Source organism: Nocardiopsis sp. LDBS0036, from assembly GCF_041228755.1.
GTDB classification, from domain to species: Bacteria; Actinomycetota; Actinomycetes; order Streptosporangiales; family Streptosporangiaceae; genus Nocardiopsis; species Nocardiopsis dassonvillei.
On record NZ_CP141103.1, the window covers coordinates 3161675 to 3184635 of the forward strand.

Genomic DNA, 22961 nt, shown 5'->3' on the forward strand with positions numbered 1-22961 from the left:
GGCGGTGCTGCCGCCCCCGGAACCCCTCCCGGGGTCCTCACGGGCGCCCGCGTGCGGGGCGGCGCTCAGCCGGTCCCGGTCTGCGGGGCCGCCTCCTCGCGGCTGGCGGCGATCTCCGACTCCTCGGGGACCTCGACCTCCACGGGTCCGTTGAACTGGAGGAAGCCGACGGTCGTGGAGTACCCGGTCATGAAGGCGCCGTTGATGCCCTCCTCCTCCGCGGACTCGTAGGTCTGGAAGTGCTGCGGGTAGCCGTCCTCGCCGATCCACAGGTCGAAGGTGAGCTCCGCCTCCTGCTGGCCCGGGGCCAGGGCCGCCTCCCCGACGTAGGTTCCGGTGTAGTGGTGCCCCGTGCGCCCGGCCAGGTCCATGCCCTCGGTCATGTCCTGGGGGTAGTCGGTGACGGGGGGCGCCGACTCCCCCTGGTAGCTGACCCGGCTCCCCTCGCCGAGGACGGCCCGGAGGGACTCCACGGTGGTCGTCCAACCCGCCCGGGGCCCCTCCTCCAGTTCCTCCGGCGCGGGGCGGTAGTACGCGCCCTCGACCACCCCGACCAGGTTGGAGTCCGTGCGGGCCAGGACGTCGTCGGGCCCCTCGCCGATCTCCAGGGTGACGTAGGTGGCCGGTCCCGCGTAGAGGCTCTGGAAGTACCTGGGTTCGGGGTCCTCGGTGTAGGAGTAGCTGGTCGTGCCCCCCGTGCCCATCTCGGCCTGCCTCGTCGCGGAGTAGGCCGTGAAGCTCGACGCGCCCAGGGCCAGCTCGACGGCCTCGCCCACCACCGCCTCCACGTTCTCGGGGTCGGCCAGCACGGCGGGTTCCCCGGTGTCCGCCGCGCCCCCGCCGGTGCCCGTGTCGTCTCCGGTCTCGGTTCCCCCGTCGGCGGCTCCCCCGCCCGCGGTCTCCTGGCCGTCCTCGGGGCGCACGACCAGCCAGGTCGCGACCAGCGCGGCGGCCAGGACGGCCGCGGTGGCCGCGAGCAGCGGCGTCCGGCCGGACCGGCGGACCCGGCCGGACCGGCGCACCCGGCGGGGCGTGGGAGCCTCCACGCCCCGCCACTCGGTGGCGAGCAGGCCGGGGACGACCTCGGTGACCGGGTCGCCCTGGAGCGGCTGGACCCGGGTGGCGTTCCAGCCGGAGGTGAGCTCGGTGACCACCTCGGCCGCCGTGGGCCTGCGCCCGGGGTCCTTGTCGAACGCCCGCCGCACCGGGTCCAGGAGTTCGGGCGGCACCCCGTCCAGATCCGGCTCGCCGTTGCGGACCCGGTGGGAGACCACCTCGGCGGACTCCCGGCCGAAGGGGTCGCGGCCGGTGGCGGCGAAGGCGATCAGGCCCGCCCAGGCGAACATGTCGGAGCGGTCGCTGGCGGCCCGCCCCTCGTACTGCTCCGGCGCCACCCACCCCGGGGTGCCGAACAGGCCGCCGGTGCGGGTGAGCGCGGTGCCCTCCACCGCGCGGGCGATCCCGAAGTCGAGCACCTTCGGGCCGCTCGGGGCCAGGATGACGTTGCCGGGCTTGAGGTCGCGGTGCACCACGTCCGCCGCGTGGATCGCGGTGAGCGCCTCGGCGAGGCCGACGGCCAGGGCCAGCAGGACGCCCCCGGAGAGCGGTCCGTGCCGCCGCACGTGCTGGCGCAGGGTCAGTCCGGGCACGTACTCGGTGGCCAGCCACGGCGTGTCGGCCCGCGTGTCGGCGTCCAGGAACGCGGGCGCGCAGGCGGCGCGCACCCGCCTGACCATCTCCACCTCGCGGGCGAACCGGGCCCTGAAGTCGGGGTCGGCGGCGAAGTGGGCGTGGACGACCTTGACCGCGGCGCAGCCGCCGCCCGCGTCCAGGCCCGCGTAGACGGCCCCCATACCGCCCGCCCCGACGCGGCCGACCACGCTGTAGCCGCCGATGCGCTCGGGGTCGGACCCGGTGGGCGGTTCCACGCCGGGGGGGAGCCGTTTCCGGTCGAAGGCGGGAGTGGTCGCTGTGGTCAACGTGGGCCCTTCCTGGGGGTTGGGGGTCGAAGGCGGTGGGCGCGGCTCAGGAGAACGGGTCGGACTCCTGGTACGCGCAGCTGTTGACGGGGACGCCGTCCACCAGGGCGGCGTCGTGCGGGGCGAGCCCCGGCGAGTCGGTGAAGCCGGGGTGGGACTGCTCGTCGCCCGGGTTCGGTGCCACGTGGCAGAAGCCGCCGGGGTAGCCGGGGGCGATCCGCTGCTCCTCGTCCAGGGCCTCGGCGGGCAGGTAGTAGAAGACGCCGAAGGTGACGGCGCCGACGATCGTCACGGTGAACTCGGCCACGGGGTTGTCCGGGTCGAGTTCGGCGAGCACGCCCCTGCTGCCGGGCCGGGAGAAGTCGAGGTGGTCCTGCTCGGGGGTGATCTGGCTCACCCAGGCGAAGTCGTCGTTGTGGATGCTCAGGCCGCCGAAGTCGGGGAGGTACTCGGCGGTGGCCGTGACGGTGATCGAGTTGGTGAAGCGCTCGCCGCGGGTGAGGGTCAGCCGCAGCTGGTCCAGTGCCTCGCCCTCCCCCTCCGCGGGTTCGAGCGTGCGGACCAGTTGGGCGCTGTCGCCGGGGACGGACTCCACGGCCGCGGTCCCGGTGGCGTACAGGTCCCGGTACTCGGCGGGCACGTCCTCCCCCGCGCCGCCCTGTCCCGCGCCGTCGCCGTCGGCGGTGTCCGAGGCGGAGGTGCCGCCGCCGGTCGCCGCGGGCCCCTCGTCCCCGCCCCCGGAGAGGGCGGTCAGCCCCGTTCCGGCCAGCACGGCGAGCGCGAGTCCGGCCGCGCCGAGCGCCAGGGGCCGCTGGTTGCGGCGCGCCCAGGAGCGCCGGGGCGGGGCGTGGAAGCGCCAGAGGTCGGTCCGGCCGTCGTCGGGGGCGACGGCGCCGGTCCAGGCCCGGGCCACGAGCCGGGGAAGGTCCGCGCCGGGGTCCGTACCGGGGCCGGTGGCAGCGCCCCCGGAAGCGCCCGCCGCGAAGGCGCCCGCCTGAGCGGCACCGGCCGTGGGCGCGCCCGCCTGAGCGGCACCGGCCGTGGGCGCGCCCGCCGGAGGAACGTCGGCCCCGGGAACGTCGGCCGCAGGAGCGCCCGGCCCGAAGGCACCCACCGCACCGGAGGCCCCCGCCCCGCCCGGGGCGGCGCGCAGCAGCGCGGCCGTCTCCCGCAGCGCGGCGGCGGCGTCCGGCCGCCGCGCGGGGTCCTTGTCCAGGGCCCGCTCCACCAGCGCGCGCAGGGCCCCGGGAAGGCCCTCCAGATCAGGCGGCTCCGACAGCACGCGCGGCACCAGGGTGTCGGTGCCGCCCGCGCCGAACGGGTTGCGCCCGGTGGCGGCGAAGGCCGTCAACCCGCCCCAGGCGAACATGTCGGAGCGGTCGGTGGCCCCACCGCCCGCGTACTGCTCCGGGGAGGTCCAACCCGGTGTGCCGACCAGCCCGCCGGTCCGGGTGAGCGCGGTGCCGTCGACCGTCCGCGCGATACCGAAGTCCAGCACCCTCGGGCCGCCCGGGGACAGGATCACGTTGCCGGGCTTGAGGTCGCGGTGCACCACGCCCGCGCCGTGGATCGCGGTCAGGGCCTCGGCCACGCCCAGCGCGAACGCGGTGAGGGCCGCTCCGGTGAGCGGTCCGCGGGCCCGTACACGGGCGTCCAGGGTCGGTCCGGGGACGTACTCGGTGGCCAGCCAGGGGACCTCGGCACGGGTGTCGGCGCCCAGGAAACCGGGCACGCAGGCCGCGCGCACCCGACGCACCAGGGCGACCTCCCGGGCGAAGCGCTCCCGGAACTCACCGTCGCCCGCGTAGACCCGGTGCACGCACTTGACCGCCACCCGCCGGTCGGCGTCGTCCAGCGCCGCGTAGACCACGCCCATGCCTCCCGAACCGATCCGGCCCACCACCCGGAAGGGGCCGACGCGCCGGGGCTCGTCGGAGGCGAGCGGTAGCACACCGGGCGGCAGGGGAGGCGGCGCGGAACCGGGGTGCATGGGCGAGGGGGCAGCGCTCATGTGGCGTGGACGACCTTCTGTTGTCGGGGGTTCGGGTGGGGCCGCGGGGGCACGAACGGCGCCGGAGACCGGAGCGGTAGGCGATCACCAACCTAGGACACGGCCGCGACGGTCATGGTTCTCGTCCGCTCCACCCGATCCCCCGGTTCCCCGACCGCCGCCGGACCGGCCGCGACCGGAATCCGCGCTCCGCCGACGCGGCGCACCGCCCGCACCACCGTTCCCCCGACCCCGCACCCACCACCGAACCGGCCCGCGACCGGAGCCCGCGCTCCACCGACGCGACGCACCGGACGTGCTCCACCGACACGTCGCGACGCTGCGCCCGCCCCGCCCGGCCGTTCCCGCGGCCCGGGCATAGCCTGGCCGTATGCGTTCCTCCACCGCTCCGCGCGCCCTCGCCGCGCTGCTGGCCGACCTGGTCTGCGTGCTGGCCTTCGTCGTGATCGGCAGGACCGACCACGGGACCGGCACGGCCCTGGCCGAGATCGCCTGGACCGCATGGCCCTTCGCCGCCGCGACCGCCCTGGGCTGGGCGGTCACCCGCGCCTGGACCGCCCCTGTCCGGATCTGGCCGACGGGCCTGTTCGTGTGGGCCGTGACCGTGGTCGGCGGGATGGCGGTGCGCGTGTTCCTCGGGGAGGGCGCCCCGACCAGCTTCGTCATCGTCACCTCCCTGTTCCTCGCCGCGACCATGCTCGGCTGGCGCGGGGTGGCGCTTCTCGTCGCGAGGAGGAGACAGCGCCGCGCCTGAGGGGGAAGACTGGGTCGCGGAACGCAACCTCCCTCACGAAGGAGCCCCCCGTGGCCGATCCCGTCACCCTCGCCATCGCCGCCGCCGTCGTCACCGGCGCGGTCGGCAAGATCACCGAGGCGGCGACCGAAGGCACCGTCGCCGCTTTCAAGTCCCTGCGCAAGGCGGTCTTCGCGCGCTTTCGCTCCGACCCCGAATCCCAGCAGGTCCTGGACGACGCACTCCTGGAGCCGGAGGACCCCGAGGCGCTTGCCGCCGTCGCCGCGCACCTGGAGCGGGCGGAGGGCGAGGACCCCGCCGTGCGCGCGCTGATGGGGGAACTGCGCCGCGAGTTCGTCCAGGAGGGCGACGGAGCCGTGCACAACAGCATCCAGGGGGACGTCAGCGGCAGGGCGCGCGTGTTCCAGGGCCGCGACTTCCACGGGGACATCCACCTGTAGGAGGTCCCACCGCGGAGCGTTCGTAAGCTGGAACGGATGAACGAGCACCCCGCACCCCAGTTCCCTCCCTCCGGCTCCGTCCGCGGTCCCGCCTCCCGCGAGCCCGCGGACGGAGCCGGCGAGGACGAGGCGCGCGAGGTGGGCGTGGGCCCGTGGGAGGGCCCCTGGCCCGAGGGCGACCACTACGACCCCGAACTGCTCGCGGGCGGCGACCGCCGCAACGTCGTGGACCGCTACCGGTACTGGCGACGCGAGGCGATCGTCGCCGACCTCGACACCGTGCGCCACCCCTTCCACGTCGCCGTCGAGAACTGGACACACGACTTCAACATCGGCTCGGTCGTGCGCACCGCCAACGCGTTCGGGTGCGCGGCCGTGCACATCGTGGGCCGCCGCCGCTGGAACAAGCGCGGCGCGATGGTGACCGACCGCTACCAGCACGTCCACCACCACCCCGACACCGAGGCGCTGGTGGCGTGGGCCGAGGAGCGCGGCCTGGCGCTGCTCGGCGTGGACAACCTGCCGGGTTCGGTGCCGCTGGAGACCTACCCGCTGCCCAGGAACGCCGTGCTGGTGTTCGGGCAGGAGGGGCCGGGGCTCTCCGAGGAGGTGCGGCGGGTCTGCCGGGCGGTGCTGTCGATCTCCCAGTTCGGTTCGACCCGGTCGATCAACGCCGGGGCCGCGGCCGCGATCGCCATGCACGCCTGGGTGCGGGCCCACGTGTTCGACCAGCCGGTCCCGGCCGCCTTCTCCGCGGACTCCCCGACCCCCACCACGGCACTGTCGTGATGGTTCCGTGATCTACCATGGTCGAAAGGCCCCTATCAGAGAGATTTCGGGATGAGTCCAACCGTCACAGCAGCCTCCCGTACCGCCACGATGGACGACGTCGCCGGTGTCGCGCGCGTTCTGGCCAGGTCAGCGCAGGAGGACCCGCTCTTCCGGTGGCTGTTCCCCGACGACGAGATGCGGATGGCCCGGACCCGCCGCTTCTTCGCCCTGACCGCGGGCTTCGGCTACGTCCCCTCGGGTGACACACGGGTCGCCGAGACCAGGGACGGCAGCGAGGACGCGCCGGTGGTGCGCGGCGCGGCGCTGTGGGCTCCGCCCACCGCCAACCCCGAGGGCCAGCTGGTGTCGCTGCGCACCTGGCCGCACTGGGGTCCCCTGATCGGCCGCACCCGGCTGGCCGCGTTCGTGCGCGTGTTCGCCGAGTGGAAGCTGGCCGCGCCCCAGGAGCCCCACCTGTACCTGGCGGCGCTGGGCGTGGACCCGGCCGCCGTCGGCACCGGCGTCGGCGGGGGGCTGCTCACCTCGGGTCTGGACCGCGCCGAATCCCAGGGCCTGCCGGTGTTCACCCAGACGCTCAACCCCAAGACCGTCGGCTTCTACGAGCGGTTCGGGTTCCGGCTGGTCCGGGAGGCGCAGAGCCCCGAGGCGGGAACCAACTACTTCCTGCTGCGCGAACCCTCCTGAGGCCCCGCGGACCCGCTGCCCCCTCCGGGAGCCGTCCCTTCCCGGAGAGCCGTCCTTTCCCGGGAAAACGCCCCACCCGCGACGGTCGCGCGCCCTACCATGAGCGGTGATCGGAGCCCCAGGCACAGGGGGACCCCGGCCCCAGGGAAGAGGCAGCGCCCGTGACCCCCACAGCGGTACAGCCGGTCCGCACCGCGACCATGAACGACGTGCCCGCCGTGGCCCGGGTTCTGGGCCGCGCCCTCTACCACGACCCGCTCTTCCGGTGGCTCTTCCCGGACGACGACCTGCGCATGGCGCAGAACTTCCGCGCGTGCGCGCTGCTGGCCGGGTTCGGGCACGTCCCCGGCGGCCACGCCACCGTGGCGGAGTCCCCGGAGGGCCCCGCGCGCGTCCCGGTGGTACGGGGCGCGGCCCTGTGGACCCCGCCCGGCGCGGGTCGGGAGGGAGCCGCGGTCCCGCTGCGGTCGCTGCCGCACTGGTTCAGCCTGGTGGGGCTGTCCCGGCTGCCGGAGCTGACCTGGTACAACGGCGAGGTCAGGGCGTCCGTGCCGGAGGGTCCGCACTGGTACCTGTGCGTGCTGGGCGCCGACCCGGCGACGGACGGGACCGACACGGGGGCGCGGCTGCTGCGCGAGGGCCTGGCCCGGGCCGACGCGGACGGCGTGCCGGTCTACCTGGAGACGGCGGACCCGGCGGACATCGGCTACTACGAGGGCTACGACTTCCGGGTGGTGCGGGCGGTCCACCCCCCCGGCGGCCCCCTCGACCTACTGCATGCTGCGCCCCGCCGCCTTCTGAGGTCCGCTCGTCCGGCGGTCCGCCGCCCCGGGCGTTCCGACGCCTCCCGGAGCCCGGCGGTCCGCCGCCCCCGGAGCCTCGGGCGTTCCGACGCCTCCCAGAACCCGGCGGTCCGCCGCCCCCGCCGTCTCCGGAGCCTTGCGCCTCCGGGGCCCGGTGCCTCCGGGGTCCCGGCGCACGCGGAGGCCTGCCGGGGACAGGCCCGGGACGGAACCCGGACGGATCGGGGCCTTCTGATCCCCCGCGCCCCCTGACAGGATGGGCGCGTGGACATCCGAGGAATCTCCCACCACACCGACAACGTCTCCGAGGACGCGGCGGCGCGCGACATGCGCGTCATCCGCGAGGACCTGCACTGCACCTCGGTGATGCTGATCGGCGCCGACACCGGACGGCAGAGGGCAGCCGCGCGCGCCGCCCTGGAGGCGGGCCTGGACGTGTGGGTGCGCCCGCAGCCGGAGAACCCGCCGCTCGCGGAGCGGCTGGAGCACCTGGCCGCCACCGCCCGCATGGCCGAGGAACTGCGCCTGGAGCACCCCGGCCGCGTGACCCTCATGGTCGGCACCGAGTTCTCGCTGACCTCCCCCGGCCCGCTCCCCGGCCGGAGCGAACTCGGCCGCCTCCAGTTCGTGACCCGCCCGTGGCTGCGCCGCCCCTTCGAACGGAGGATGCGGCGCAGGCTCGCCTCGCTGCTCGCCGCGGCCCTGGACGTGGCCCGCGAGCACTTCGGGGGGCCGGTGACCTACGGGGCCGGGGCCTGGGAGGAGGTGGACTGGTCGGGCTTCGACCTGGCCGGGGTGAACCTGTACCGGTCCGGGACCGACGCCGACGCCTACGAACGGCGCCTGGACGCCCTCCGGGACGGCTGCGGCAAGCCCCTGGTGATCACCGAGTTCGGCTGCGGCACCCACGACGGGGCCGACCTGCGGGGGGCCGCGTCCTTCCTCGCGGTGAACTGGTTCGCCGACCCGCCGCGCCTGCGCCGGGGCACCGCGCGCAACGAGGCCGTGCAGGCCGGGTACCTGGACGCGCTGCTGGGGCTGTACCGGGAGCGGGGGGTCCACGGCGCGTTCGTGTTCACGTTCGCCATGCCGGGCTTCCCGCACAGCGAGGACCCCGTGTACGACCTGGACGCGGCCGGGTTCGGCGTGGTGCGCACGGCCGTGGACGACCCGTCGTCCTGGGAGCCCAAGGAGGCCTTCCAGACGGTCGCGCGGCGCTACCGGACCTGAGGGAGTCGGCTGCCGCCCCGAGGCTCGGCACGGCCGCCGGACGACACACCGCGAACGTCCGGGTGACACGCCGCGGATGGGCCCGGTCGCCGGACCCCGCGCGGTTAGGGTCCTGAGCCATGACGGGTAGCGAATGGCCACGTCCGGGGCGTCCCCGCAGGTCCGGGGGCCTCCTCGCGCGGTGCGCTCCCACCGCCCTGGCGGCGGCCCTCGCGCTGGCGTCAGCGGCCTGTACCGCCCCGGCGCTGACCGGTGACGCCTACCTCGACGACGCCCGGCAGACCACCGGGGACCTGCTGTCGGCCGTCCGCACGGGGACGCTGGTCGCGGAACTGGCCGAGGACGACCGGGCGTTCCGGCCCTACCTGGAGGTCAGCGCCAAGGACGCGGAGGACTCGGCCCGGTCCCTCACCGACACCTTCGGCGCCCTCCAGCCGCCCTCTCCGGGCTGTGACGGCCTGCGGGACGAGGTGACGGACCTGTCCGACGCCGCCGTCCACGGCCTGTCCGCCCTGCGCATCGCGCTGGGGCGGGAGGACCGCGACGGGGTGGCCGGGGCCGCCGAGGAGCTCCGCGGGACCGCCGACGCGCTGGCGAAGCTCCAGGAGGAGCTGCGGTGAGGATCCTCCTGTCCTTCACCCTGGGCATGCTCACCGCCGTCGGCGGGTTCCTGGACATCGGCGACCTGGTCTCCGCCTCCGTGGTCGGCTCCCGCTTCGGGATGTCCCTGGCCTGGGTGATCCCCCTCGGCGTCGTCGGGATCATGCTCTTCACCGAGATGGCGGCGCGCGTCACGGCCGTCAGCGGCCGGGCCGTCTTCGACCTGGTCCGCGAGCGGCTCGGCGCCCGCGCGGGCCTGGCCAACCTGCTGGCGTCCTACGTCATCACCCTGCTGACCATGTCGGCGCAGATCGGCGGTATCGCGCTCGCCCTCGAACTGGCCAGCAGCGTCCACTACCTGCTGTGGGTCCCGGTGGCCGGGTTCCTGGTCTGGGTGGTCGTGTGGCGGATGCCGTTCGGGTGGATGGAGAAGACCTACGGGCTGCTCGGCCTGGCCCTGGTCGTGTTCGCCTTCGCCCTGTGGCGGCTGGAGCCCGACTGGGGAGGTCTCGCGGCCAGCGCCGCGAGCCCCTCCCCTCCCCCGGACGAGGAGTGGTCGGTGTGGGCCTACTACGCGATCGCGCTGTTCGGCGCGACGATGACCCCCTACTCGGTCCTGTTCTTCTCCTCCAGCGGGGTGGAGGAGCGGTGGACCCCCCGCGACCTGGCCACGGCCAGGGTCAACATCTTCCTCGGCTTCCCGGTGGGCGGCCTGCTCGCCCTGGCCATCATGGGCTGCGCCGCGGCCTGGCTCATGCCCGCCGACGTCCACGTGGAGGACCTGGGCCAGGTCGCGCTCCCCGTGGTGGCGGCACTGGGCAAGCTCGGGCTGGTCGTGGTCGTCGTGGGCTTCTTCGCGGCCACCTTCGGCGCCGCGCTGGAGTCGGCCCTGGCATCGGGCTACAGCGTGGCCCAGTACTTCGGCTGGCCCTGGGGCAAGACCCGGCCGCCCGTGCGGGCGGCCCTCTTCCACTCCGTCATCCTGCTGGGCCTGGTGGCGGGCACCCTCTTCGTCCTCACCGGGATCGACCCGGTCAAGGTGGTCGAGTACAGCATCGTGCTGTCGGCGGTGGCGCTGCCGCTGACCTACCTGCCGATCTTCGTGGTCGCCAACGACCGCCGCTACCTGGGCGACCGGGTGAACTCGCGGTTCACCAACATCGTGGGCTCGGTCTACCTGGTCCTGCTGCTCGCGGTGTCGGTCGTCGCCGTCCCCCTCATGCTCTACACGAAAGCGGGGCAGTGAGATGCCGAAGGACCGGGAGCGCGAGTCCGTGTTCCGGATCGGCTTCACCGTGCTGGACCGACAGATCGTCGACCGCGACGGACAGCCGGTGGGCAAGGCGGACGACGTCGAGTTCTCCTGGGAGGAGGGGGCCTCTCCGACCATGGCGGCGCTGCTCACCGACTCCGCCGCCCTGGGCCCCAGGCTCTCGGGGCGCCTGGGGAGGCTGTGGCGCACGGTGCTGAGGAGGCTGCGGCCCTCCGAGCACGAGCCCGTGCGGATTCCGGTGGGCGACGTCGAGGAATTCTCCCCCACGACCCGCCTGTCCACTCCCGCGCCCGAGGGGAGCCGCGCGGCGGAGAGGTGGCTGAGCCGCAACGTCATCGGCCGGATCCCGGGGGCGGGGCGGTGAGCGGGTTCCTGTTCAGCGAGCTGCTCGGCCGCCGGGTCACGGACGGCTCCGGCCGGACGGTCAGCGAGGTCCAGGACGTGGTCGTGCGCCGCGACGGGGAGGTCTACACCGTCCTGGGCCTGGTGCTGGGCCGGGGCGCGTTCGCGGGCCGCCTCGGCTACGGGGGCTCGCTGGAGCCGCCCTCCCCCTGGCACCGGGTGCTGGGCTGGATGCGCCGCCACGAGCGGTACGTGGCCTGGGAGGACGTGCGGAGCCTGGACGGGGAGTCCGTGGAGATCGGCGTCGGGTACGGGGACCTGCCCCGGCACTGGCGCGAGCACGAGGGCTGAGCCGCTACGGAGGGGCTTTCCATTGCCTGTCAAAGAGCGATACCGCTTCCGGTTACCATCTCGGCATGAACATGCGTCTGCGCCTGCCCGAGGACGTACACGCGGAGGTCAGGCAGGCCGCCGAGGAGGACGGCAACAGCGTCAACACCGAGGTCGTCATCGCGCTCAGGGAGTTCCTCGCGAACCGTCGGACCGAGAAGGTGCGCCGGTACGCGCTGGAGATCGCCGAGGAGGACGCGGAACTGCTGGCGGGGCTGGCCGAATGACGCCCTACCTGACCAAGGCAGACGCCGTCGCGGTCATCGACGCGACCCTTCCCGGAAAACGGCGACGGGCCGCGCACGCGCCCGGAGGCATCGGTCTCCGCGTTTTCCCCACGCCCGGACCCGGCAGCCGCTACCTTCGTGCCATGGACATGCATCTGCACATGCACGACGGCCTCCATGCCCTGATCAGGGAGGTCGCGGAGCGGGACGGCGTCAGCGTCGAGGCCGCGGTGATCACCGCCGTCGAGGACTTCGTCGCGAGCCGCCAGGCGCACAGGGTCCCGGAGCAGTCCCGGAAGACGGTGGAGCAGGCCGCCGAACCGCCCCGCCGTCCGGCGGAGTGACCTCCGCGAACGGCGACGGGCCGCGCCCCCGGGGGAGCGCGGCCCGTGCGGTGCGACAGGGGGCGGCGGTCAGCCGACGCCCTTGCTGAGCGAGCCCAGCAGATCGCGGTTGAGCTGCGAGATCGTGTCCAGCGGGATGCCCTTCGGGCAGACCGCGGCGCACTCACCGATGTTGGTGCAGCCGCCGAAGTCCTCCTCGTCCTGCTGGTTGATCATCTTCACCACGCGCGAGGCCCGCTCGGGCTGTCCCTGCGGGAGCATGCCCAGGTGCGTGACCTTCGCGGCGGTGAACAGCATGCTGGAGGCGTTCGGGCAGGCCGCCACGCACGCGCCGCAGCCGATGCAGGTCGCGGCGTCGAACGCGCGGTCCGCGTCCGGCTTCGGGATCGGGTTGGCGTGGGCGTCGGGCGCGGTACCCGTCGGGGCGCTGATGTAGCCGCCCGCCTGGATGATGCGGTCGAACGCGCCGCGGTCCACGACCAGGTCCCTGACGACCGGGAACGCCTTGGCCCGCCACGGCTCCACCGTGATGGTGTCGCCGTCGTTGAAGCTGCGCATGTGCAGCTGGCAGGTCGTGGTGCGCTCGGGGCCGTGCGCCTCACCGTCGATCACGACACCGCAGGCACCGCAGATGCCCTCACGGCAGTCGTGGTCGAAGGCGACCGGGTCCTCGTTCTCCAGCGTGAGCTTCTCGTTGAGGACGTCGAGCATCTCCAGGAACGACATGTCCGGGGAGACGTCGGTGAGCTTGTACGTGGCCAGCCGACCCTCGTCGTCCGGCCCCTTCTGACGCCATACGCGCAGGGTGATGTTCACTTGTAGCTCCGCTGCTTCATCTCGACGTACTCGTACTCCAGGGCTTCCTTGTGGAGCACGGGCTTGCTGTCATCGCCGCCGAACGCCCAGGCGGCCACGTAGGCGAACTCGTCGTCGTGACGCAGCGCCTCGCCGTCCTCGGTCTGGCTCTCGGCGCGGAAGTGGCCGCCGCAGGACTCGCGGCGGTGCAGGGCGTCGATGCACATGAGCTCGCCCAGCTCCAGGAAGTCGGCCACGCGGTTGGCCTTCTCCAGGGCCTGGTTGAACTCCTCGTTGGTTCCCAGCACCTTGACGTCGCGCCAGAACTCGGCGCGCAGCGCCCGGATGAGCTCGATGGCCTTGGTCAGGCCCTCCTCACTGCGCTCCATGCCGCAGTACTCCCACATGATGTGGCCGAGCTCCTTGTGGAAGGAGTCGACGGTGCGGGAGCCCTGGACGGAGAGCAGCTTGTCGATGCGGGAGGTCACCTGCTCCTTGGCCGCCACGGCCTCGGGGTGCGACTCGTCGAGGGCCTCGAACGGGCCCGACGACAGGTAGTCGTTGATGGTGTTGGGCAGGACGAAGTAGCCGTCCGCCAGCCCCTGCATCAGCGCGCTCGCGCCCAGGCGGTTGGCGCCGTGGTCGGAGAAGTTGGCCTCACCGGTCACGAACAGGCCCGGGATGGAGCTCTGGAGGTCGTAGTCGACCCACAGACCGCCCATGGTGTAGTGCACGGCCGGGTAGATGCGCATCGGAACCTCGTACGGGTTCTCGCCGGTGATGCGCTGGTACATGTCGAACAGGTTGCCGTACTTGGCCTCGACGGCGTCCTGCCCCATGCGCGCGATGGCGTCGGCGAAGTCCAGGTAGACGCCCAGACCGCCGGGGCCCACGCCGCGGCCCTCGTCGCAGACGTTCTTGGCGGCGCGGGAGGCGATGTCGCGCGGCACCAGGTTGCCGAAGGCCGGGTAGATGCGCTCCAGGTAGTAGTCGCGCTCCTCCTCCGGGATCTGGCGCGGGTCGCGGGTGTCCCCGTGCGCCTTGGGCACCCAGATGCGGCCGTCGTTGCGCAGCGACTCGCTCATCAGGGTCAGCTTGGACTGGTAGTCGCCGCTGACCGGGATGCAGGTCGGGTGGATCTGCGTGTAGCACGGGTTGGCGAAGAGCGCTCCCTTGCGGTGCGCGCGCCAGGTCGCGGTGACGTTCGAGCCCATCGCGTTGGTGGACAGGAAGAACACGTTGCCGTAGCCGCCGGTGGCCAGCACCACGGCGTCGGCGAAGTGCGTCTCGATCTCACCGGTGACCATGTCGCGGACGATGACGCCGCGCGCGCGGCCGTCCACGACGATGACCTCCAGCATCTCGTGGCGGGTGTGCATCTTGACGCTGCCCGCCGCGATCTGGCGCTCCAGGGCCTGGTAGGCGCCGATGAGCAGCTGCTGCCCCGTCTGGCCGCGCGCGTAGAACGTACGCGAGACCTGCACGCCGCCGAAGGAGCGGTTGTCGAGCAGGCCGCCGTACTCGCGGGCGAAGGGCACGCCCTGGGCGACGCACTGGTCGATGATCTCGACGCTGGTCTGGGCCAGGCGGTAGACGTTCGACTCGCGGGAGCGGAAGTCGCCGCCCTTGACGGTGTCGTAGAACAGCCGGTAGATGCTGTCGCCGTCGTTGCGGTAGTTCTTGGCGGCGTTGATGCCGCCCTGGGCCGCGATGGAGTGCGCGCGGCGCGGGCTGTCCTGGTAGCAGAACGAGGTGACCTTGTAGCCCGCCTCGCCCAGGGTCGCGGCCGCGGAGGCGCCGGCCAGGCCGGTGCCCACCATGATCACCGAGAGCTTGCGCCGGTTCGCGGGGTTGACCAGCTTGGCCGAGAAGCGCCGCTTGTCCCAGCGCTCGTTGATCGGGCCCTCGGGGGCCTTCTCGTCCCGGATCGGGTCGCCGACGCGGTAGAAGTCGTTGTCAGACAATTAACTCACCAGTCCAAAGGTGACCGCCAGAGGCGGGAGCAGGAAGCCGACCGTCACGATCAGCGACAGACCCACGGCGACCGCGTTGAGCTTGCCCTGACGGCTGGCCTGGTTGGCGCCGAGGGTGGCCAGGGCGCTCCAGATGCCGTGCCGCAGGTGCAGGCCCACGGCGATCACGGACAGGATGTAGAACAGGGTCACGTACCAGAACTCGGGCTGGAACCCGTTCACGAGCCGCTCGTAGGGGCTGTCGGACGCGCCGCCGGGGGCGATGGTGTTCGTGGTCAGGTGCAGGATGTGGAAGACCACGAACAGCGCGACCAGGACGCCGCCGTAGCGCATGGTGTAGGAGGCGTAGCTGCGGGCCACCCTCTTCTTCACCTGGTAGCGCTGGGCCGCCGGACGCGCTCTGCGGGCGCGGGCCCACAGTGTCACCGCCGCGTAGATGTGGATCAGGACGCTCGCCAGCAGGACGATGCGGAAGATCCACAGGAATCCGCTCTCGGGCAGCAGCGGGTAGCCCAGCTCCCGAAGGCTGTGGGCGTAGCCGTCAAAAGCCTCCTGGCCCGAGAACACTTTCAGGTTGCCGTACATGTGCGCGATCAAATACAGCACGAGGATCGCCCCGGTGATCGCCATCGCTGCCTTGAGCGCCACCGTGGACCCGTAGGCCGTAGACCGCTTCTTGGTCAAGGTACTGTTCGCCACAGCCTGTCACTGTAAGTTCTGGTTAAGTCGGCGTCCAAGTCATCAGGATGCTTGAGTCGATAGACGTAGGCTATGGAGCATGCAGTTCCAGCAGCTGGCCTACTTCGTCGCGGTGGCCCGCACACGCCATTTCACCCGCGCAGCAGAGCTTTCGCGCGTCGCACAGCCCAGTCTGAGCAAGCAGATCCGCAGCCTCGAACAGGAGCTGGGTGCGCCGTTATTCAGTCGTGCCCGGGGAAACATCACACTCACACCGGCCGGTGAGGCGCTGCTTCCGCTCGCCCAGCGCATGCTCGCCGACCTGGAGACGGCCCGGCGCGAGGTCGCCGAACTGGCCGGGGTGCGCCGGGGCCGCGTGCGGCTGGGCGCGACCCCGTCGCTGTGCGCGGGGCTGCTGGCCGACGTGCTCGCCGACTTCCATACCCGCTTCCCCGGTATCGAACTCCAGGTGGAGGAGAGCGGTTCGCGCGACCTCATCCGCGACCTGGGGCGGGGCGAGCTGGACCTGGCGCTGATCATCCTGCCGCTGCACAGCAGCGACCCCGACTTCTCCACGACGCCGATCCTGCGGGAGAACCTGGTGGTGGCGAGCCCGATGTCGGGCCCCTCCCCCAACGGGCGGGCCTCGATCCGCATCACCGAGCTGCGGGGCCGCCCGCTGGTGATGTTCCGGCGCGGCTACGACGTGCGCGAGGCGACGCTGCGCGCGTGCCGGGCGTCCGGGTTCGAGCCCGAGCTGGCCGTGGAGGGCGGGGAGATGGACGCCGTGCTGCGGTTCGTGGAGGCGGGCATGGGGCTGGCGGTGGTGCCGAGCATGGTGCTGCGCAACCGGCAGAGCCTGCGCGGAACCCCGCTGGCCCGGCCGCGCCTGCTGCGGACGGTGGCGCTGGCGCGGCGCCGGGACGTGGAGCCCTCGCACTCGGCGGAGGCGTTCCGCCGGCACCTCAACGGCTACCTGCTGGGCATGTCGCCGCAGGACCTGGGCCCGGACCTGGAGGTCCTGCTCTCCCCCGAGGACGGGGCGGACTGACCCGCCGGACCCCTCCCCGGAGGGCGGGACGGACTAAACGGACTAACCCGTCAGGCCCCCGGGCGGCCTCGCCCATAAGCCCGCCCGGAAGGGCACCCGCGCCCCTTCGCCACGGGCCGGGGCCGCTGGCGCCACACCGGTAACACTTCCGGCCGACCCGAACCCGGCAACCCGTCGGCGGACGCTCCACGTCCACCCGCCCCGGGCACCCGCGCCCTCCGCGCGCCTGCCGGAGCGCCACGCTCCGGGGCGACCGCTGCCGGATTCGGGCGGCAGACTCCTTTACCACACGCCACCGGCGCCCCTGAAGCAACCCCACTGCCATAAGGGATTTTTGGCCACTTAAGGCGACAAAACTCCCCAAATAAGCGCTTAGAAGTGGCGCATTTCACATAGCTTTCCCCAACGCCTCCCGCCCTCCGGGACGTGACCGTGATCACAACGCCCTAACGTTGCGTTGCGGGACGGTTCGCCACGGCTCCTCCCCGCGGCCGTCCGGCGCTGCGGTCGCGGCCGAAGCAGGCGGGTACCGCGCCCCGCCCGACCGGGACCTTCCCACAGGAGGTGCAAGACAACGGTGACAGCGACCGAGAACGCAGGCCCCGGGGGCGGCCGGGCGCGCATCCCCCAACGAACCCTGCGCACCGACAACTGGTGGCTCGGCCCCCTCCTCACCGCGCTGGGGCTGGCCACCTTCGTCGTCTACGCGACCCTGCGGGTGTTCCAGCAGGACCACTACTGGGTCCAGGAACACCACTACCTGACCCCGTTCTACTCGCCGTGCATCGCGCAGCAGTGCGCGCCCGACGCGGCCCTGTTCGGACGCCTGCCGGTGGAGTTCCCGCCGCTCATCCCCTACGCCCTGGTCAGCCTGCCGATCCTGCTGCTGTTCCGGCTGACCTGCTACTACTACCGCAAGGCCTACTACCGCTCGTTCTGGTTCTCTCCCCCGGCGTGCGCCGTGCGCGAGCCCCACGGCGCCTACACCGGCGAGACCCGCCCCCTGATGCTGGTCCAGAACGGCCACCGCTACTTCTTCTACGCGGCCTTCGTCATCACGCTCATCAACACGTGGGACATGCTGATCGCCTTCCTCCACGGCGCCGAGGGCGGCTTCGGCATCGGGCTGGGCAACCTGATCATGCTCGTCAACGTGCTCATGCTGTGGGGCTACACGCTCAGCTGCCACTCGTGCCGCCACATCTTCGGCGGACGGCTGAGCAGCTTCGGCAGGCACCCCGTCCGCTACTGGATGTGGGGCCGCCTGTCCGTGCTCAACCACCGGCACATGTACTTCGGCTGGCTGAGCATCGCGACCCTGATCCTCACGGACGCCTACATCGCCCTGGTCGCCAGCGGCACCATCAACGACCTGCGCATCCTCAACTGAGCCAAGGGGAAGGAAGGCACGACCAGATGCCCCCCACAGCAGAACCCGGGATCACCCGGTACGCCTACGACGTCGTGGTGATCGGGGCAGGCGGAGCCGGGCTGCGGGCCGCGATCGCCGCCCGCGAGCAGGGCAAGCGCACCGCGGTCATCTCCAAGTCGCTGTTCGGCAAGGCCCACACCGTGATGGCCGAGGGCGGCGCGGCGGCCGCCCTCGGCAACGCCAACCCCGACGACGGGTGGCGCGTGCACTTCCGCGACACCGTGCGCGGCGGCAAGTTCCTCAACGACCCGCGCATGGCCGAGCTGCACGCCCGCGAGGCGCCCGAGCGCATCCTCGAACTGGAGTACTGGGGCGCGCTCTTCGACCGCACCGCCGAGGGAAAGATCAGCCAGCGCAACTTCGGCGGCCACGAGTACCCGAGGCTGGCGCACGTGGGCGACCGCACCGGCCTGGAGATGATCCGCACCCTCCAGCAGCGGGTCGTCGCGCTCCAGCAGCAGGACGCCGCGGAGCTGGGCGACCCCGAGGCGCGCATCCGCGTGTTCGCCGAGACCGCGATCACCCGGCTCATCACGGAGGACGACGCGGCCGTGCGGCCGGACGGCGGCGCGGGCGGGGCCACCGCTGTGGACGCGGGCTCGGGCGGGAACACGGGTGCGGACCCGGCCGGGGGCGGAAGGACGCCGGGCCGGATCGTCGGCGCGTTCGGCTACCGCCGGGTGGACGGCGGGTTCGTCCTGTTCGAGGCGCCCTCGGTGGTCCTGGCCACCGGCGGCATCGGCAAGGCCTTCCGCACCACCTCCAACTCCTGGGAGTACACCGGCGACGGCCACGCGCTGGCGCTGCGCGCCGGGGCCTCCCTGATCAACATGGAGTTCGTCCAGTTCCACCCCACCGGGATGGTCTGGCCGCCGTCGGTGAAGGGCATCCTCGTCACCGAGTCGGTGCGCGGGGACGGCGGCGTGCTGCGCAACTCCGAGGGCAGGCGGTTCATGTTCGACTACGTGCCGGACGTGTTCCGCTCCCAGTACGCCGAGAGCGAGGAGGAGGCCGACGGCTGGTACGACGACCCCGCGGGGCACCGCAGGCCGCCGGAGCTGCTGCCCCGCGACGAGGTCGCGCGGGCGATCAACACCGAGGTCAAGGAGGGGCGGGGCTCGCCGCACGGCGGCGTGTTCCTGGACGTGTCCACGCGCCTGCCCGCCGAGGAGATCGTCAAGCGGCTGCCGTCCATGCACCACCAGTTCAAGGAGCTGGCCGACGTGGACATCACCGCCGAACCCATGGAGGTGGGCCCCACCTGCCACTACGTGATGGGCGGGGTGCGGGTGGACGCCGACACCGCCGCCTCCGACGTGCCCGGGCTGTTCGCGGCCGGTGAGGTGGCGGGCGGCATGCACGGCTCCAACCGGCTGGGTGGCAACTCCCTGTCGGACCTGCTGGTGTTCGGGCGCCGGGCAGGGCTGGGCGCGGCGGCCTACGTGGACGGGCTCGGCGACCGGCCCGCACCGGCCGGGCTCCTGGACCGGGCGGCGGACGAGGCGTCCTCGTACGCGCTGCGCTTCCTCAGGGCGGAAGGCGGCGAGAACCCGTACACGCTGCACGCCGAACTCCAGGAGACCATGAACGACCTGGTCGGCATCATCCGCAGGGGTCCGGAGATGGAGCGGGCCCTGGAACGGCTGGAGGAGCTGGCGGAGCGGTCGCGCGCGCTCAGCGCGCCGGGCGACCGGGTCTACAACCCGGGCTGGCACCTGGCGCTGGCGCTGCCCAACATGGTCCTGGTCTCGCGCGCGGTGGCCGCGGCCGCCCTGGAGCGCACGGAGTCGCGCGGCGGGCACACGCGCGAGGACTTCCCCGGCATGTCGGCCGAGTGGCGGCGGGTGAACCTGGCGGTGCGGGCCGACCGCTCCGACCGGGTGTCGCTGTCGCGGCTCGCGCTCGCCGACATCCCGGCCGGGCTGCTCGCCCTCTTCGAACGCGACGAGCTGGCCAAGTACCTGACGGAGGAGGAGCTGCCCGCGTCGGGGGCGGCGGACGGCGCGGCCGAGGAGGGCCAGTCATGAGCGAGCGTGTGTTCCGGGTGTGGCGGGGTTCGGGCGAGGGCGGGCTCGCCGAGTACCGGGTCGAGGTCAACGAGGGCGAGGTGGTGCTCGACGTGCTGCACCGCCTCCAGGCCACCCAGACCCCGGACCTGGCGGTGCGGTGGAACTGCAAGGCGGGCAAGTGCGGTTCGTGCTCGGTGGAGATCAACGGCCGTCCCCGGCTGTCCTGCATGACGCGGATGAGCGTGTTCGAGGACGACGAGGTGGTGACGGTGACGCCGATGCGCGCCTTCCCGGTGGTCCGGGACCTGGTGTGCGACGTGTCGTACAACTACCAGAAGGCGCGGGAGATCCCCTCGTTCACACCGGATCCGGCCAAGGCCCCGGGCGACTTCCGGATGAACCAGGAGGACGTGGAACGCCAGCAGGAGTTCCGCAAGTGCATCGAGTGCTTCCTGTGCAACAACACCTGCCACGTGATCCGCGACCACGAGGAGAACAAGGAGCACTTCTCGGGTCCGCGTTACCTCATGCGGGTGGCGGAGCTGGAGATGCACCCCGAGGACACCGCCGACCGCAGGCTCATCGCCCAGGAGGAGTTCGGGCTGGGGTACTGCAACATCACCAAGTGCTGCACGGAGGTGTGCCCGGAGAACATCCGCATCACCGACAACGCGCTGATCCCGCTCAAGGAGCGGGTGGTGGACCGCAAGTACGACCCGCTGGTGTGGCTGGGGTCCAAGATCGGCGTGCGGCCCAAGGACACCCCGCCGGTGCCCAACGTCGGTCGGTACTCGGACCTGGCCTGATCGGACCTGGCCCGAGGCCGGTCCCGTCCGCCGACCCGGGGGTGCGTTCCCGGGTCGGCGGACGGGGCGCGAACCCGAACCGGCCCCGCCGCACCCCCTGGCCGGTTCGACCGGAGGGTCGTCGGGACGTGGACCGGGGCCCTCCCCCGTCAGGGCGGCGTTCACGCCGTCGCGCCCTGCCGCTGCTGGAGCAGGAGGCGGATGCGGGAGGTGAGTTCGTCCCACTCGCCGGGCTGAGCGGGCGTGGGTCGCGGGGGTCCGACGACGCCGAAACGGGGCACGGGGCCGCCGAGCAGGTCACCGCCGGGGTCCTCCCGCCACTGCCGGACGATGGCGGCGGCGCGTATCCGGGCCTGCTCGAACGCGCGGCGCACCTCCTCGGTCTCGGTTTCCCGGGGCGCGGTGCCGGAGCCGGGTCCGCCAGGTGCGGGGGTTCGGGGCGCGAGGTTCTGGGGCTCGGGTTTGCGGGGTTCGGGCTTGCGGGGTGCGGGAACCCGGGTCTCGGCGGCGCGAAGGCTTTCGTGGGCGGTGAAGTAGGGGCGTACGAGGGCGACTTCCTCGGCGTCGATCCGTTCCCTGGGCGGCGCGAGTCGCGGCGCGGGAACCCTGGGGCGCGCGGGCGTTTTGCGAGGCCCGGGAGACGCGGGAGGTGTGGGAGCCGTGCGACGTGAGGGGGCCCGGTTCCGACCGGTCTGCACGGGAGCGGCGGGCGGTGAGGGAGCGTAACGGCGGACGCGGGAGGAGCGTCGTCGGCGGCCGACAACGGTGGAGTGGCGTCCGCACGGGGAGGAGAAGAACGCGATCAGCGGGCCGAAGGCACGGCTGAGAAGCGCAGCGCTAAACTGGCGCATGCTGGCAAATTCCTTGGGTTAAAGGTTCGTAGTTGCTGGCCACGACCCCGGGCGGTGGGAAACCGTCGCGGGGTCTTTCTGCGTATGGAGTTGTGTGTTCGGGTAGAAGATTAGGGCACACGGAGCGTGATGGCGAACTTTTCTTCGAACCCGACTCGAAAAAACCACCCGGTCGGACATAACCCCAGATCAGAGCACACGCCGGAAAAGGACAGGTGAGTTTTCACCCTCCGCCAGAGTTATCCTTTTAGCCCGAATTGGAATCATTTGCGATCGCCCTGCCGGGCATGAAGAAGGGCAGCGCCTCCCATGGAGGTGCTGCCCTTGGTCAGGTGGTCGCTAGCCGTGGTGCTTGAGGGAGTCCACGAGCGCGGTCCACTCGCTGGCGGCGAACTCCAGTTGCCCCAGCTCGCGGTTCTGGGTGTCGCGCACGTCCACGCCTGCCGCGTGCTCGCGCGCCTCGACGCAGTTCGACCCGTTGAGGCTGTAGCTGCTCTTGTGCCAGTCGTTCACGACAACTCCCTGGGTGCCGGATGGGCTGTTACAGGCCCCGCTCCAGTCCGGCCAGAAGCGCCACCCACTGACCCGCCGGGACGGTGATGTATCCATGTTCCCGGTTCTGGGTGTCGCGTACGTCCACCCCTCCCGCGTACTCCCGCGCCTCGACACAGTTATGCGCGTTGGCGCTGTAGCTGCTCTTGCACCAGTCGTTCATGCCAATTCCCTGAGTACTTCGAGTGAGTGTCGAGCGGGAAGCGCCACCGCGAGTGCCCCCGTGATGAGTGCGTGCAACCGCTCGTGCATGTGGGCCGCGTGAATGACATTTCCATCTGGGTTGTCGCTCGTGATCACCGCTTCCCCCGAGCGCAGCCGGAACGCCATCATCGGTGTGGGGGGCTCCATCAGCATCGAGCCCTCCGGAACCAGGTGCACCACCACCCGACCCGAGCCGATCAGGTCCAACAGATGAGCGGCCTGTTCCCGTCGTACCGCCTCGTCCACTCCGGTCAACGCCGTCACCGGGAACACCGCTGTCACTCGAAGTCGGGGCAACCGGCCGAACACCTCCATACGAACCTTGGTGAGCCGGGCAATCTCCTCGTCAGAGGCGAAGGGCCAGCCGGACCGGAAGAGCAACGACGCGTACGACGGGCTCTGGAGGTATCCCGGTACGAGTACGGGCATCACAACCTGAACAGTTCGCGCTTCCATCTCGATGTCCGCAATCGAGCGCACCCACTCCGGAAGTGTCGTACCTGTGGTCGCCTCACGCCACGCGGCCAGCAGCTTTCCGTTCGCTTTCAGCTCGGCGTCCAGTTTTTCCGCCATGGGCAGTTGCGGTAGTGCATGCCCATTCGTCCATCGGGAAGCCGAGGCCACGGACGTGTGGACACGGTGCGCGAGTTGCTTCTGGGAAAGCCCGTTCAGCTCTCGGAACTTGGTGAGCACATCGGGAAAAGGGGGTTCCGCCATACGCGAGAGGTTACGCCTGGGTTC

The 22961-nt window shown here is 72.2% G+C and carries 24 protein-coding genes and 1 pseudogene; 16 read left to right on the forward strand and 9 right to left on the reverse strand.

Features of this window, described 5'->3' with window-relative positions:
• Positions 1 to 65 precede the first annotated feature (65 nt).
• Complete coding sequence (locus UIS43_RS13230) at positions 66 to 1979, reverse strand: serine/threonine-protein kinase (protein WP_370013193.1); 1914 nt, start codon at positions 1977 to 1979, stop codon at positions 66 to 68.
• Positions 1980 to 2025: 46 nt separating this feature from the next.
• Complete coding sequence (locus UIS43_RS13235) at positions 2026 to 3990, reverse strand: serine/threonine-protein kinase (RefSeq protein ID WP_370013194.1); 1965 nt, start codon at positions 3988 to 3990, stop codon at positions 2026 to 2028.
• 370 nt (positions 3991 to 4360) lie between these two features.
• On the opposite strand from UIS43_RS13235, the gene UIS43_RS13240 reads away from it, so the two are divergent.
• From UIS43_RS13240 to UIS43_RS13295, 12 genes and pseudogenes are all read left to right on the forward strand, one after another.
• Complete coding sequence (locus tag UIS43_RS13240; RefSeq protein WP_117197826.1) at positions 4361 to 4744, forward strand: DUF3054 domain-containing protein; 384 nt, start codon at positions 4361 to 4363, stop codon at positions 4742 to 4744.
• 50 nt (positions 4745 to 4794) lie between these two features.
• Positions 4795 to 5184, forward strand: a complete 390-nt coding sequence (locus UIS43_RS13245) for a hypothetical protein (protein WP_013154917.1) — start codon at positions 4795 to 4797, stop codon at positions 5182 to 5184.
• Between the two features lie 36 nt (positions 5185 to 5220).
• Positions 5221 to 5973 (forward strand): TrmH family RNA methyltransferase, encoded by a 753-nt coding sequence (locus UIS43_RS13250; RefSeq protein WP_013154918.1) that lies wholly within the window; start codon positions 5221 to 5223, stop codon positions 5971 to 5973.
• 51 nt (positions 5974 to 6024) lie between these two features.
• Positions 6025 to 6660 (forward strand): GNAT family N-acetyltransferase, encoded by a 636-nt coding sequence (locus UIS43_RS13255; RefSeq protein ID WP_370013195.1) that lies wholly within the window; start codon positions 6025 to 6027, stop codon positions 6658 to 6660.
• Positions 6661 to 6821: 161 nt separating this feature from the next.
• Positions 6822 to 7461 (forward strand): annotated as a pseudogene (locus tag UIS43_RS13260) (GNAT family N-acetyltransferase).
• A 266-nt stretch (positions 7462 to 7727) separates the two neighbouring features.
• Positions 7728 to 8693 (forward strand): hypothetical protein, encoded by a 966-nt coding sequence (locus UIS43_RS13265; RefSeq protein WP_370013196.1) that lies wholly within the window; start codon positions 7728 to 7730, stop codon positions 8691 to 8693.
• Positions 8694 to 8812: 119 nt separating this feature from the next.
• Positions 8813 to 9313, forward strand: coding sequence for a hypothetical protein (locus UIS43_RS13270; protein ID WP_370013197.1), 501 nt, complete (start codon positions 8813 to 8815; stop codon positions 9311 to 9313).
• Positions 9310 to 10539 carry an NRAMP family divalent metal transporter gene (locus UIS43_RS13275; protein WP_117197822.1) on the forward strand — a complete coding sequence of 410 codons (1230 nt, stop codon included), beginning with the start codon at positions 9310 to 9312 and terminating at the stop codon, positions 10537 to 10539. Before UIS43_RS13270 ends, UIS43_RS13275 begins: the two co-directional genes overlap by 4 nt.
• A gap of 1 nt (position 10540) precedes the next feature.
• Positions 10541 to 10930: a hypothetical protein gene (locus UIS43_RS13280; protein WP_071622725.1), complete on the forward strand. Its 390-nt coding sequence runs from the start codon at positions 10541 to 10543 to the stop codon at positions 10928 to 10930.
• Complete coding sequence (locus tag UIS43_RS13285) at positions 10927 to 11259, forward strand: PRC-barrel domain-containing protein (protein WP_019611356.1); 333 nt, start codon at positions 10927 to 10929, stop codon at positions 11257 to 11259. The genes UIS43_RS13280 and UIS43_RS13285 overlap by 4 nt, the downstream gene beginning before the upstream one ends.
• A gap of 65 nt (positions 11260 to 11324) precedes the next feature.
• Positions 11325 to 11525 (forward strand): Arc family DNA-binding protein, encoded by a 201-nt coding sequence (locus tag UIS43_RS13290; protein ID WP_071622726.1) that lies wholly within the window; start codon positions 11325 to 11327, stop codon positions 11523 to 11525.
• A gap of 143 nt (positions 11526 to 11668) precedes the next feature.
• Positions 11669 to 11869, forward strand: coding sequence for a hypothetical protein (locus UIS43_RS13295; RefSeq protein WP_013154924.1), 201 nt, complete (start codon positions 11669 to 11671; stop codon positions 11867 to 11869).
• A 69-nt stretch (positions 11870 to 11938) separates the two neighbouring features.
• On the opposite strand, the gene UIS43_RS13300 is transcribed toward UIS43_RS13295, so the two are convergent.
• The 3 genes from UIS43_RS13300 to UIS43_RS13310 are packed head-to-tail and all read right to left on the reverse strand — an operon-like array spanning position 11939 to position 15285.
• On the reverse strand, positions 11939 to 12685 hold the full coding sequence (locus tag UIS43_RS13300) for a succinate dehydrogenase/fumarate reductase iron-sulfur subunit (RefSeq protein WP_013154925.1): 747 nt from the start codon (positions 12683 to 12685) through the stop codon (positions 11939 to 11941).
• The gene (locus UIS43_RS13305) at positions 12682 to 14628 is read right to left on the reverse strand and encodes a fumarate reductase/succinate dehydrogenase flavoprotein subunit (RefSeq protein WP_013154926.1); all 1947 of its coding nucleotides are present in this window, start codon (positions 14626 to 14628) and stop codon (positions 12682 to 12684) included. Before UIS43_RS13305 ends, UIS43_RS13300 begins: the two co-directional genes overlap by 4 nt.
• On the reverse strand, positions 14629 to 15285 hold the full coding sequence (locus UIS43_RS13310; protein ID WP_071622727.1) for a succinate dehydrogenase cytochrome b subunit: 657 nt from the start codon (positions 15283 to 15285) through the stop codon (positions 14629 to 14631). It lies immediately after the preceding gene.
• 130 nt (positions 15286 to 15415) lie between these two features.
• Here UIS43_RS13310 and UIS43_RS13315 point away from each other — a divergent pair, with 130 nt between their 5' ends.
• From UIS43_RS13315 to UIS43_RS13330, 4 genes are all read left to right on the forward strand, one after another.
• Positions 15416 to 16366, forward strand: a complete 951-nt coding sequence (locus UIS43_RS13315) for a LysR family transcriptional regulator (RefSeq protein WP_013154928.1) — start codon at positions 15416 to 15418, stop codon at positions 16364 to 16366.
• A 577-nt stretch (positions 16367 to 16943) separates the two neighbouring features.
• Positions 16944 to 17756 (forward strand): hypothetical protein, encoded by an 813-nt coding sequence (locus UIS43_RS13320; protein ID WP_013154929.1) that lies wholly within the window; start codon positions 16944 to 16946, stop codon positions 17754 to 17756.
• Positions 17757 to 17782: 26 nt separating this feature from the next.
• A complete protein-coding gene (locus tag UIS43_RS13325; protein ID WP_117197821.1) occupies positions 17783 to 19825 on the forward strand; it encodes a fumarate reductase/succinate dehydrogenase flavoprotein subunit in 2043 nt (680 codons plus the stop codon).
• Positions 19822 to 20613, forward strand: a complete 792-nt coding sequence (locus UIS43_RS13330; protein ID WP_370013198.1) for a succinate dehydrogenase/fumarate reductase iron-sulfur subunit — start codon at positions 19822 to 19824, stop codon at positions 20611 to 20613. Before UIS43_RS13325 ends, UIS43_RS13330 begins: the two co-directional genes overlap by 4 nt.
• A 161-nt stretch (positions 20614 to 20774) precedes the next feature.
• Here the strand turns inward: UIS43_RS13330 and UIS43_RS13335 are convergent, their stop codons facing one another.
• The 4 genes from UIS43_RS13335 to UIS43_RS13350 all read right to left on the reverse strand — a co-directional run bounded on the left by UIS43_RS13335 (position 20775) and on the right by UIS43_RS13350 (position 22937).
• The gene (locus tag UIS43_RS13335; RefSeq protein ID WP_358412915.1) at positions 20775 to 20987 is read right to left on the reverse strand and encodes a hypothetical protein; all 213 of its coding nucleotides are present in this window, start codon (positions 20985 to 20987) and stop codon (positions 20775 to 20777) included.
• Positions 20988 to 21803: 816 nt separating this feature from the next.
• Positions 21804 to 21977, reverse strand: a complete 174-nt coding sequence (locus tag UIS43_RS13340; RefSeq protein WP_013154933.1) for a DUF397 domain-containing protein — start codon at positions 21975 to 21977, stop codon at positions 21804 to 21806.
• Positions 21978 to 22005: 28 nt separating this feature from the next.
• Positions 22006 to 22179, reverse strand: a complete 174-nt coding sequence (locus UIS43_RS13345) for a DUF397 domain-containing protein (RefSeq protein WP_013154934.1) — start codon at positions 22177 to 22179, stop codon at positions 22006 to 22008.
• A complete protein-coding gene (locus UIS43_RS13350) occupies positions 22176 to 22937 on the reverse strand; it encodes a Scr1 family TA system antitoxin-like transcriptional regulator (protein ID WP_013154935.1) in 762 nt (253 codons plus the stop codon). Before UIS43_RS13350 ends, UIS43_RS13345 begins: the two co-directional genes overlap by 4 nt.
• Between the last annotated feature and the right edge of the window lie 24 nt (positions 22938 to 22961).